The organism is Pseudoalteromonas sp. 0303 (genome assembly GCF_013349995.1).
Lineage (GTDB): Bacteria > Pseudomonadota > Gammaproteobacteria > Enterobacterales > Alteromonadaceae > Pseudoalteromonas.
Genome location: NZ_JABVXF010000204.1, coordinates 1 through 250, shown reverse-complemented (window position 1 = coordinate 250; position 250 = coordinate 1). Strand labels below are relative to the sequence as shown.

The window sequence follows — 250 nt, the reverse complement described above, 5'->3', positions numbered from 1 at the left end:
CTTGGTGACAATAGCGTTTTGGACCCACCTGACCCCATGCCGAACTCAGTAGTGAAACGAAACAGCGCCGATGATAGTGTAGCAGCTGCTATGTGAAAGTAGGACATCGCCAGGCTCCAAATTCTGTCGCGAGACTTTAAATTAAAAATAATAAGAAAATTGAAAAGAATTTTCTTGGTGACAATAGCGTTTTGGACCCACCTGACCCCATGCCGAACTCAGTAGTGAAACGAAACAGCGCCGATGATAG

General features: G+C 45.2%; 2 rRNA genes. Both read left to right on the top strand.

The features are described 5' to 3' along the window. A 5S ribosomal RNA gene (gene rrf / locus HUS62_RS22805) occupies window positions 1–115 on the top strand. Window positions 116–173: 58 nt separating this feature from the next. Continuing rightward, window positions 174–250 (top strand): 5S ribosomal RNA (gene rrf, locus HUS62_RS22800); the annotation flags it as partial.